Annotated in this window: 8 protein-coding genes; 4 read left to right on the top strand and 4 right to left on the bottom strand. The window is 50.7% G+C overall.

Features of this window, described 5'->3' with window-relative positions; genetic code table 11:
• On the bottom strand, window positions 1-809 hold an 809-nt coding region (locus NW839_RS13210), incomplete at its 3' end, for a glycosyltransferase (protein WP_414380705.1).
• A gap of 171 nt (window positions 810-980) precedes the next feature.
• On the opposite strand from NW839_RS13210, the gene NW839_RS13215 reads away from it, so the two are divergent.
• From NW839_RS13215 to NW839_RS13225, 3 genes are all read left to right on the top strand, one after another.
• The gene (locus tag NW839_RS13215) at window positions 981-1,124 is read left to right on the top strand and encodes a hypothetical protein (protein WP_011432125.1); all 144 of its coding nucleotides are present in this window, start codon (window positions 981-983) and stop codon (window positions 1,122-1,124) included.
• Between the two features lie 159 nt (window positions 1,125-1,283).
• The gene (locus tag NW839_RS13220; RefSeq protein WP_414350106.1) at window positions 1,284-2,603 is read left to right on the top strand and encodes a 2OG-Fe(II) oxygenase; all 1,320 of its coding nucleotides are present in this window, start codon (window positions 1,284-1,286) and stop codon (window positions 2,601-2,603) included.
• 60 nt (window positions 2,604-2,663) lie between these two features.
• The gene (locus NW839_RS13225; RefSeq protein WP_414343507.1) at window positions 2,664-3,587 is read left to right on the top strand and encodes a glycosyltransferase family 2 protein; all 924 of its coding nucleotides are present in this window, start codon (window positions 2,664-2,666) and stop codon (window positions 3,585-3,587) included.
• Window positions 3,588-4,246: 659 nt separating this feature from the next.
• Here NW839_RS13225 and NW839_RS13230 read toward each other — a convergent pair.
• On the bottom strand, window positions 4,247-4,819 hold the full coding sequence (locus NW839_RS13230) for a type IV pilin protein (RefSeq protein WP_414350104.1): 573 nt from the start codon (window positions 4,817-4,819) through the stop codon (window positions 4,247-4,249).
• 203 nt (window positions 4,820-5,022) lie between these two features.
• Between NW839_RS13230 and NW839_RS13235 the strand changes: the two genes are divergently transcribed.
• On the top strand, window positions 5,023-8,814 hold the full coding sequence (locus NW839_RS13235) for an FkbM family methyltransferase (protein WP_414350103.1): 3,792 nt from the start codon (window positions 5,023-5,025) through the stop codon (window positions 8,812-8,814).
• A 214-nt stretch (window positions 8,815-9,028) separates the two neighbouring features.
• Here NW839_RS13235 and NW839_RS13240 read toward each other — a convergent pair whose 3' ends face one another.
• Window positions 9,029-9,547: a phosphoribosyltransferase gene (locus NW839_RS13240; protein WP_414329088.1), complete on the bottom strand. Its 519-nt coding sequence runs from the start codon at window positions 9,545-9,547 to the stop codon at window positions 9,029-9,031.
• A 65-nt stretch (window positions 9,548-9,612) separates the two neighbouring features.
• Entirely contained in the window at window positions 9,613-10,533 is a 921-nt protein-coding gene (locus NW839_RS13245; RefSeq protein ID WP_011432133.1) for a branched-chain amino acid transaminase, read from the bottom strand.
• Between the last annotated feature and the right edge of the window lie 191 nt (window positions 10,534-10,724).

Here is a 10,724-nt window from a genome sequence, read left to right on the forward strand (position 1 = left end):
TAGGTGTCGCAGTAGGTGCCGGGCGCCAAAAGTTCGTCCAATCCTGAGGCGAAGGAGAGCTGGTCAGTAACCAGAAAGCCCCCCGCAGAAATCACTTCCAGGTTCCTTAAGTTCAGATCCCCATTTTGGCTGCAGTTAAAGGAAATCAGAGAATGGGCAAACCATTTGGCTGCCTCTTGGCGGTTGGCTGTTTTGATGAGGATGGGCAAATCTGCATTCTTTATGGCTTGAACCAGCCGGCAACGCCTGGGATGGCGGGATCCCTGTTGGCCGATAAAGACCACTTGATTTTCTCTATCTTCCACCCAATCGTGGGTAACAGTGCGCATGGAGATAAGAGGCAACCAGGCAAGATTCTCAGCGCCTGCTGCGGCAAACCAGTGCAAATGCTGGAAGTTATAGGCAGTAGCGACGTAATCAAAGCCTTCAGTAGCCCAGTAGGCCAAGAGATGGTTGATGGGAAACTCCCAGTGGTGGGTGTCTCCAGCTAGCAAGAGTGTGGGGCATTTAAACTTCCTTGTATTTAGGGGATTACTCTGGTCAATGCTGGAAGTCCAAACAATAACTAGGTCAAACTCCTTATTTGTAATTTGCTCAGACTGCTGCACAAAGTCATAGAGGTCATAGTCTCCCTCTGGGCACTCCACCAATTCCTTAGAGAGATTGACAAAGTTTAGTCCAAAGCCCTTGGCTTTCCTCTTGGGGCAAAGACTGACCTGCCGATCTGAAAGCTGCGGGGGCGGGATATAGTCTGGCGGAGTTGGCCAATTGAGGAGAATTCGCGGAGCATTGGCCTTGATGTCTTGCATTTCTCGACTCCCCAAGTTGAGCGGCAGGTTCTTCTAGCTCCTACAGGCTACTAGGATTGGACACAACAACAAGGGATCTCTGTTGCCCTGGAAAACGATAAGCCGAGCATAGGTTATAAGCAACCCCATGGATCCCTGTCTGCAAGAGCCGAATCCAGTTTACCTGCCTGGATGGCCCCTACCCAAGACGAGCTCTCCTACGACAATGGCATACCCATGGAAAGCTGGCGGCACACGTGCCAGATGGACTTGCTCATCTCCACCACCCATGCCGAGCGAGGTTTTGAGGCTGTACCCAGCGAAGTGGGAGGGTAGGAGGCCACCTGGATTCTGTGGGCCACTGCCGCTGGGGAACTGATGCCTGCCAAGGCTGAACTGGAGCAGCAAAGGGCTGAGCGCCTGGCCTAAAAGTTGTGAGAACTGGGGGTGGATCCGGGTACATTAAGCTAGAGCAGACGTCAGGGATCCCTCTCCATGCAGCGCCAAGACCTCGCACAGGATCTTGCCTTAGAACTGGAGCAAACCCAGAGTCTCACCCAGCTATTGGACTGGGCCTTAGCTCGTCTCCCTGCCCAACAGATCTTCTGCCAGATTGGCTGGGAAGAGTCCGCAGCTATTCTGCAGGCAATGCTTCGCTATACTGAAAAGCTGGCGGTGATTCTGCGGGATCCTCTGCAGAACTCATCCGAAAAGCCAACTAGCACGGAAGATATCCAAACTCAAATTTCTCAATTGGGATTAGAAGAACGGGTTCTACTTTTGGAAGGTTCTGTTCCTGCCCTTCTAGCAGATCTATGGCACTGGTTCCCAGAGACCCAGATTGGCGTTTGCTTCCAGACTGAGCTCACCGATTATCGCACCCATCTACTTCGATCGTTGCTACTGCGGAATTACTTGGCTGACTTAGCCCTATACTTAGTTAACCATTGCCGCTACGGAGCCATAGCCCAAGCCAACCTAGATTTGATGGGGGTGGATCCCAGTTTTCACCTGCAGAAGATTTTGCCCAATCTAGGCCAAGGGATCCATCTCCTCACTTGGGATCCCCAGCACAAGGTCTTAACCGAACAGGATCTTGCTTATATCCAAACAATCGGCCCTGGATCACTACTGTCTGCTAACCCGGTATCCCTCACCTTTGCTCAGCCGGATCCTTCAGAACCCACCCGGTTTTACCCCTGTAAATACATCAAGCTGGACAACTTCCTGCCTCAAGAGATCAACCAAGCCATTCTCCAGCATGCAATTACCCACCAGGACAAGTTTGTTCCTTCCAGAAGCTATAGTAAAAACAACACCGAGGCCGAGTCACTAAAATTTCGTCGCTCCCTGCGGCTGGACTTTGCCCACTTTCAGGAGTATGGAGCCCTGCTGCGGGAAAAAATTGCGGCTGTTGCTCCCCAGATTTTCGCTGAGCTAGGCATCGAGAACTTCGACATTCAAATCTTTGAGATGGAGATGATTGCCAGCTATGATAGTTGTTATTTCGTCCCCCACATCGATAATTCCTACCTGCAAACAGCCTTCCGTCAGGTGAGCTGCGTGTACTACTTCCACAAAGAGCCAAAGCCTTACCGAGGAGGTGAGCTGCGCATCTACGACACCCAAAGACGAAAGCCCCATCCGCCAATTCTCTATGGAGCCTACGATGAGGTGATCCCGACCAACAATAGCATCGTCTTCTTCCTCAGCAGTTGTTTGCACGAGATCCTGCCGGTATTTAGTCATAGTCAAGCCTTTGCCGATAGTCGCTTTACCGTCAATACTTGGCTAGGATCCAAGCAATTTACCTAAAAGGCTTGCAGCTCCACTATGGCCAGAGTCTGTATTGTGACCACCGTTCGGGATCCAGGGGTGTGCTTGGAGTCGTTCATTCGCTATCACCTTGCTCTCGGAATCGCCCATATCTATATCTTCTTTGACGATCCGGAGGATCTCGCTGTTCAGGTAGCACTTAAGTTTTCCAATGTAACGGCTATTCCCAACGATGAAGCTTTGCAAGTCCAACAAGCACTGGGAAATGTTCTCTACCCAAAGTATGGCCCTCATGCTGGCTATGAGGTCATGGCTCGCCAGATTCTTAATGTAGAAACCGCCATACAACTCGCTCTTGAGCAAGGTATGGATTGGATTATTCATATTGATGGGGATGAGCTCTTCTATCTCGGCGAGGCGCTTACTTTAGACTGGTTTGACCAACTAGATAACGATATACTGCAAGTTCACTTCTTAAACTACGAGGCAGCTCCTGAAGCGTTTGAGATCGAAGACTACTTCCGCGAGGTCACTTTATTTAAGAAAAACCCTGCTATTTTGGATCCCGGATTCTATGCTGAGTTTCAGAGCATCTCCGGTAAGAGCCAATACTTTTTGGCTTATCAAAATGGAAAGTCAGCAGCTCGGATCCATCTCACTCTTTTGCCCAATAGCGTACACAGCTTTGATATTCCAGAAGATCATACCTTAGTAACATCATCCCCTTCTATTTTGCACTACTTAAACTGCGGATTTCAGAACTACTACAAAAAATACGCCCAACTGGGAAACTTTCCTGACTATTGGTGGCGCTCAAAATCTAATCCCATTCGAGTTCCCTTTCATCTGCTCTCAAGAGATGCCTACTGCTTAGGAAATACAAACGAGCTGGTAGACATTTATCAAAAGTTTATACTTTATGACGATTTCACAATCAACCAAAACCTCACAGAGAAGGGGATCCTCACTCGCATTCACTATCCTTCACAGTTGCTAGCGACTGTATCCACTCTGTCCAGTTGACCTATGGCTTAATCTACTCGTCCTGAGTGCAAAAATGCTGGCCCAAGAGAAAGTCCAAGAAAAGATCTCTTCCCTCACCAGCGAGCAACTAGCAGAGATCATGCTCTCTGCACAGGGGCTGCTCAGCAATGAACTCGAAGCGAGTAGCAATCCTTGCCCAAAGACTGCGAAACTGGGGGTGGATCCGAGTACATTAGAACGAGTAGTTTTGGGCACTAGGAATGAACTTCTCAACCTTGACTAGGTGAGAAGTCAAGCGGTCAGTAATGATACTTTCTACGATGGTCACACTTCCAAAAGAAATCCCTCTGCCTATGCCGGCTTTATGCGTCTCCAGGCTTCTTGATAGCTGTAGTATTTGAGAGCGTTTCTGTTGATCAGTTTAAGGTTTGGTTGATCGACCTCCATCCCTGAACTTCCCAAAGCAGTTTAAAGTTTCCCCTTAATCCGCCCACATCCTGGGTCGAGGTTGTCTGGAGAGGCAATAACTCAAGCCCGCCAACCGCTAGATCATCTTGCGTCAAAACTACAGAGCTGGGAATCTCTCCCGACATCATAGAACACTAAAAAAGCTCCCCGGTATGGGGAGCCAAATAGATGACCAAGTCATATAAAGTTAGCCAAGCAGGCCGCAGAAGCGATCTGCAACAAGGTATTGACTAGTCAGCGTCAAACACGTTGCAGGAGCGACCCACAAAGTATTGACTGTTCTGCTGAACTTCGGTGGCTTGATCCCCAAGACCAATCTCACACTTAATAGGTTTGTTGCCAAGGTTGACGTAGGCAGGCCCTTTACCAGTGTCAGCCTCCGTTGTGATCCTCACACCCTTCTGGCTTCCAGGTGCGTTCTTAAACTCAGGCTCTTTGTAGATAGGGGTAATTGCAACCCACGGGTCATTCAGGAACTTGTCACCCTTTACCCCGCAGTAGTCAGGTTTAGCCCTGGCAGTGCTATTGCATTGTTTGGGGTCGATGTTTTTCCAGTCAGGGTAGACACTCGTGTCAAGGCGGTAAGCCTCGGAAGCACGGGAGACAGCCGTCAAGGCTGTTTGACCCTCAGCAGCGCGTGAACGACGGACTTGGTTCAAGAACTGCGGAATAGCGATCGCAGACAGCACGCCCACGATCACAATCACCACCAACAGCTCGATCAGAGTAAAGCCCTTGGCTTTAGAGAGGATTTGCTGAGCCAGTTTGGCCCGCAACAGAGACTGACGAGATTTTGCGCTCATGGGTACTTGATCCTTTGACAAACTGGAGAGTTAACTGTGCAGCTCACCTGCCAGTGCTAACTTACCCCGCTTGAGGGCGATTCATAACAGTCTGCCCCTGAGCACAATTGCGGATCTTTACGGGGTGGGCCTGAAAAGAGTCAGTAGTTTAGCCAAGTCGGTCTCAGCGTGGCAGATTAAGACCAGTGCTCTCCCTTCGACCCATGAACCCTGCGCTGCAAGCCCGGATCCTAAAAGCCAAGCAACTGTTTCAGCAGTCTCCCGATGCCTTTGCAGAATGGCTGGCCGCCCTGTACTCAGAGCAAGATGCAGATGCTTGGCGAGAGTTTTTGTGGGGCTTCTTTGACCTTTCCCCACCCCTGCAGTTGGATGGAGGGGCTTCCCCGTCTGACCCAGTAGCGATCACCCTTTTGGCGCTGGAGCAAGTTTTGATTTCCAACCGTCTAAGCCTCGCCTACCAATCCTACACGCCCCTGGTAAAGGCAAGGATCCTGCCCCGCGAGAAGGTCTTGGAGCTACTACTATCCCTCGCAGGCCGTCTGGAAAATAGCCGCATGCAGGATCCACAGCAGGGACTCCAGGTCTGCCTAAAGCTACGGGAGATGGCCTTCGAGCTGGAACCAAGTCGGCGGGATAATACTCAGATTTTGCTGTTCCAGGCTTTGCAAGCTCAAGACGAGCTGGCCGTAGGCTTTTACGGGCAGGCTTTGCTAGAGAGCCTGGCCAGTCTGGAAGACGACGAGACCTTGGACATCACCCAAGAGCCACTCCTGACCCAGTTGCTCACTCGACTCTGGGATGACGGCTACTTGGATTTGTTTTTTGAGCTGGCCACAGCCTTACAAGCTCATCTGCCGGGGAGTCAAAAATCAGGATTTGCTGCTTTGCTAGCCCAACTGGCTCATGCGGCAGATCCCGAGCAGGCGGGGCGCTATGAAGGTTTGTGGACGATAGAGAACCTGGTCGACGACTTCTTCCAAAAAGTAGCTTTTGCTCTTTTCGAGCACTCTACCAGCGATGGCTATTCCACCTTGGGGGAAGCTCTTCTCACAGCAGCCGAGAGCCCCCAGGTGCAAGAGAACTTTACCCTACGCCTAGCTCTTCTAGCAGAATCTTTAGGAAAGCTGATCTACGCCGCCCGATCCGAACGTGTAAACTTTGCTATCCAGAAGATCATGGATCTTCTTTCATCGACATTGATTGACTTGAATTCTCTAGAAGTAAGTGACGAAAATCTTCCTGAGAGCTTGACTGCGGCTAAGGTTGTTCTCTTCCGGGTTTGCGTTTGTTGGGGCTACCTAACTGATGATCGATCCCTAATTCGTTATTACCAGCAGCTTGCCGGTAGGATCTTTAGTGATTGTCTAAGCCTAATGGCTTCCCAGCGAGATTTTCTCTGGTCAGAGTATTGGCAGAAGAACCAGAAAGCCTATCAAAGAGCTAACCCAAGCAGTCGCAAACTGCGAGTCGGCTTTCTTGGCAAATGCTTCCAACGACACTCAGTAGGCTTTCTCAGCGAAGCCATTTTGCGAAACTTATCTCGTGAACTGTTAGATGTTGCTTACTACTGCTACCAAGGCCGAGAGAATGAAGAAGTGGCTAGCTATGACAACATGTATCAAAAGTTTCGCTCACATCAAAACCTTTACTTCCGCTTCTTTACTGAAGAAGTTAAACCTCCCCAGGTGGCTGCAAAAGCTCGTGAGGATCGCATCGATATTATGGTTTTCATGGACTCCATTACCAGTCAGGATGCCAACGTTATAGCGGCTTTGCGAACTGCCCCTATACAGATTGGTTGGCTGGGAGGAGATGCTGTTGGTCTGCCGGAGTTTGATTACTTCTTTGCCGACCCCTATATTCTTCCCGGAGATGCTCAGGCCGATTACCATGAGAAAATTATCCGTTTGCCTAGCTACTGCGCTGTCGAGCATCTGGACGTTATCCCTGCCGATGAGATAAACTTCGAAACCGAGCTTAGAATAAGCACGCGAGACGTCGTCTTTCTTACTGCGGCCAGCTCCTATAAGCGCACTGACGATTCTATCAATGCTCACTTGCAAATTCTAAAGGCTGTTCCCAATGGAGTCCTCATTGTCAAAGGCGCAGGGGAAATTGCTACGATTATCAGACACTATCAAGAAAGAGCTAAAGAATTAGGTGTTTTAGATCGCGTCCGGTTCCTGGCTAGAACCAGAAGAGCAGAAGAGCATCGCGGCCAACTGGCTCTGGTGGATCTGGTTTTAGATACCTTCCCCTACACAGGCGCAACCCACACTATGGAAGCTCTCTACATGGGCGTGCCAGTTCTCACCTTGGTAGGTCGCCATTACTACGGCCGCATGAGCTACAGTCTGCTCAAAAATATTGGTCTTGAAGACTGCATTACTTGGTCGGTAGAAGAGTTTATCCAGCGCGGGATCCAACTGGGTAATGATCCAGAGTGGATTAATCGGATCAAAAGGCAAATTAAGGATTCTCGCCGTTGGTCGGTGATTTGGGATCCAAGAGAACACGCTCGTAGCATGGAAGCTGCTTTCTTCCACATTCTCGAAGGTAAATCCCACGAAACTTATACGTTTCACCCCAACGACTTGTACTCAACTCCAGATGAATGGAATCAAGCTGGGATCCAGCTCATTCGATCCCTAAGTGCTGATGCTTCGGTTTCAACGCACCAATCCGCTTGGGAAGAAGCGCTGTCTTTGTGGCGAAGGGGCTTGGCAAGGGATCCCTATCATGTTCCGTGTTGGCTAAACCGAATCCATGCCCTATTGGTATTGGGCGATCGCTCTCGCGCTTTTGAAGATGCCTACGCTCTCCTAGAATTTCTATGCACGGAAGCACAAAGTATGCAACCTTCTCAGTTGACAGATGTTCCTATCTGGGTTGAAAGCGAAGGTTCTGCGGATCCGGGTGCTTATACAAAATACAGTTACCTATACTATCTAGCCAAGTGGATGGCTGCTCACGTTGGGGTCGTGTACAGCCCAGAAGCCATGCGATTTTGGAACCTAGCTTATTCGATAAACCCAGATGATAGACAAGCAGCTCTGGCGGTAGCGATTGAGCTTCTCTCGCAGAAAAAGATAGAAGGGCTAATACCAATTAACCATATACTTAGCCTTGATCCAACTCATCGCCAAGCATGCCTGGTCAAGGAAATTGCACTGTGGGAGGTTGTGTCTCAAGTGCAAACAGCCTCTTTCCCTGCGCAGCCCGATCTCTATTTTGACTATGAAAACTGCAGACTCTCCCTCGAGCCTTCGTTCTCGAGTGTTGTCACGCGCGTTCTACTTACTCAAGGAGAATGGTTTGAGGACGAGATTAGCTTCTGCAAGCACTTTTTAAGACCAGGGATGAATGTAATCGATGTAGGGGCAAATGTTGGGGTATACACTTTCCTTGCTGCACATCGGGTAGGCCCTACAGGTAGTGTGATCGCAATTGAGCCCACGGCTTCTTGTCTTCAGTGTATGCGGAAGACAATAAGTGCCAGCTCCCTAGAGGATGTTGTCTTCCTCATAGAAGCCGCCGCTGGGGATCATGAAGGCACTGTTCAGTTACAAGAAGAAAGAGCTAGTGTATTCAACTCTATCGGCGATTCAAAGCAAAGGCCGGAACAAGTATCGAATGATGGAAAGGTTGTAAATCTCATTACTCTGAACTCTGTCTGGCGCTCGAGAGGTGAACCCCAGATTGATCTCATCAAGATTGATGCAGAAGGTGCAGAAGAGCAGGTTGTCTCCGGTGGGCTAGAATTACTTGCCGCCGGCCACCCTATCATTATTTTCGAGAACAAACATGTCTCCAAGGTTACCGGAACTGCTACAGCTAAAATACTGGAGCCTTTAGGCTATGAGTTTTATACGTACAATCGTTTCCTGAATAAGCTAACTAGGGTCAGACCTCAGCAATACCCAGTTTCTGCTCTAAACATTATTGCGATTCATCCTTCAGATCTGGAAAAAGTTGCAGACATGATATCGGTTTAGAAAGTTGGATCCGAATTTTGCTCTTTTGCTTGTGTTGAGCAAGGAGCTTTCCAGGTCTGGGTGGTTTCTGTTGTACGAGCAAGTCATTCAACTTTTCTGGGGAACAGAGCTTGCAGTGGGGGTGGGCAATCGTAAGTAGACAGCTCATGCCAAGAAGTCCAACTGACGTTAGACACTGCAGGCGCCGCGAGCAAGCCAATTTGAGCAAATTCAACTAACCGGAAGAGCGTAGCAACTGCATCAGCTGCTGGGGCGTCATCTGCTCGTAGGGCTCAAAGGGCTGGTGGATCCAAGGGTTATCCGGCAAATAGTCCACATAGTAGTCGGGTTGATAGACGGAGGCGGCCTTGTACCACAGTACGCCGGTGCGGATCTCCTCGATGTAGAAGCCGTAGTGGTGCTTGAGCCAGTGGACAGAGCGCTTTAGGGTCATGCCGGAGTCTGCCAGATCGTCCACCAACAGCACGTGGCTGCCCAGGTTGGCGGTGGTCATGGCTAGATCCCGCGAGAAGGTCAGTTGCCCCCGCTGGCGGTTACCGGGCCCAGAGTAGGAAGAGGCTGAGAGAATAGCCAGGGGCAGGTCGAAAAGACGGGCCAAGGTATCGCCGATGCGCAGCCCCCCCTTGGCAATACAGACGATTTGGTTAAATTCCCACCCGCTTTCGTAGACTTTGACGGCCAACTCCTCGATTTTGCGGTGGTAGTCGGCCCAGGTAATGGAAATTTCGTGCAAGGGATCCCCCTCTACCCATCTAGAGTGCTCAGTTTAATAATGACGCTTCTCCCCTCGACTAGGGACTAGCTTTCTTTCAGAGGGATCACCTTCACCCAATGGGCATAGACGGGATCCCGATTTTCGGTAATTGCCGTCAGCTTCTGCCGCAACTGCTCGGTGATGGGGCGGGAGGGGGGCAGGACGTACTGCTCGATCTGGCGAATGGGGGTGATCTTGGCAGCAGTGCCGGTTAAAAAGGCCTCGTCAGCAATCAATAGCTCCGATTTGTCAACGGGCCGTTCTTGGGTAGGGATCCCCAGATCACGGGCCAGGGTGAGGACGCTGTCGCGGGTGATCCCTTCCAAGATATCTTGGTCGAAGCTGGGGGTAATCAGCACGCCATTGCGCACGATGAAGATGTTCATGCCCGAGGCTTCGCTCACTTTGCCCTGGGAGTTCATCAAAATGGCCTCGTCATAGCCAGCCTGCGCCGCCTCGGTTTTGGCCAAAGAGGAAGTGATGTAGGCGCCGGTGATCTTGCCCCGCAATGGTAGGCTGCGATCCTCTTGCCGGGCCCAAGAGCTGATGCGGCAACTGACTCCCTCTGGCGAGAGGTAGTCCCCCAGTTCCAAGCCGTACACGAAAAAGTCTTTCTCAATGTTGTGCAGCCGCGGCGAGATGCCTAGGTCGGAGGTGTACACCAAGGGGCGGATGTAGAAAGACGTGGAGGGACGGTTTTTTCGGATCAGCTCGACGATCACCTGCTCAATCCGTTCAGCAGGGAGATCAAAACAGAGCAGGCGGGCGCTTTGACTCAGTCGTCGGCAATGGCGATCCAGACGGAACACCAGAACTTGATCCGGGTTTTGCGGATCAGGGATCCCGCGTAGGCCGCCGAACGCCGCTGTCCCGTAGTGCAGAGCATGGGTGGCAATGGAGATCTTCGCCTCGGCAAAAGGGACAATCTGGCCCTGAAAGTAGGCGTAGGGCAGAAAATCTGGCATGGTCGGCACCCACCGGGGTAGGAATGAGAGGTAGGAATATTATCACCGATTCGTGCAGTGCCGGGAGCTCCAACGTCAGCATGACTTCCCTGCCTGTAGTAGCAGCACGCGGGATAGGCGTAGAGCATGCCTCTAACCCCCAAAACCCTGAACTTTGCTGAATTTACTGAGCTTTAGGCGGTTTGGCAAAA

Origin of the sequence: Synechococcus sp. R5-15, from assembly GCF_047462035.1 — a bacterium.
Classification (GTDB): Bacteria; Cyanobacteriota; Cyanobacteriia; order Thermostichales; family Thermostichaceae; genus Thermostichus.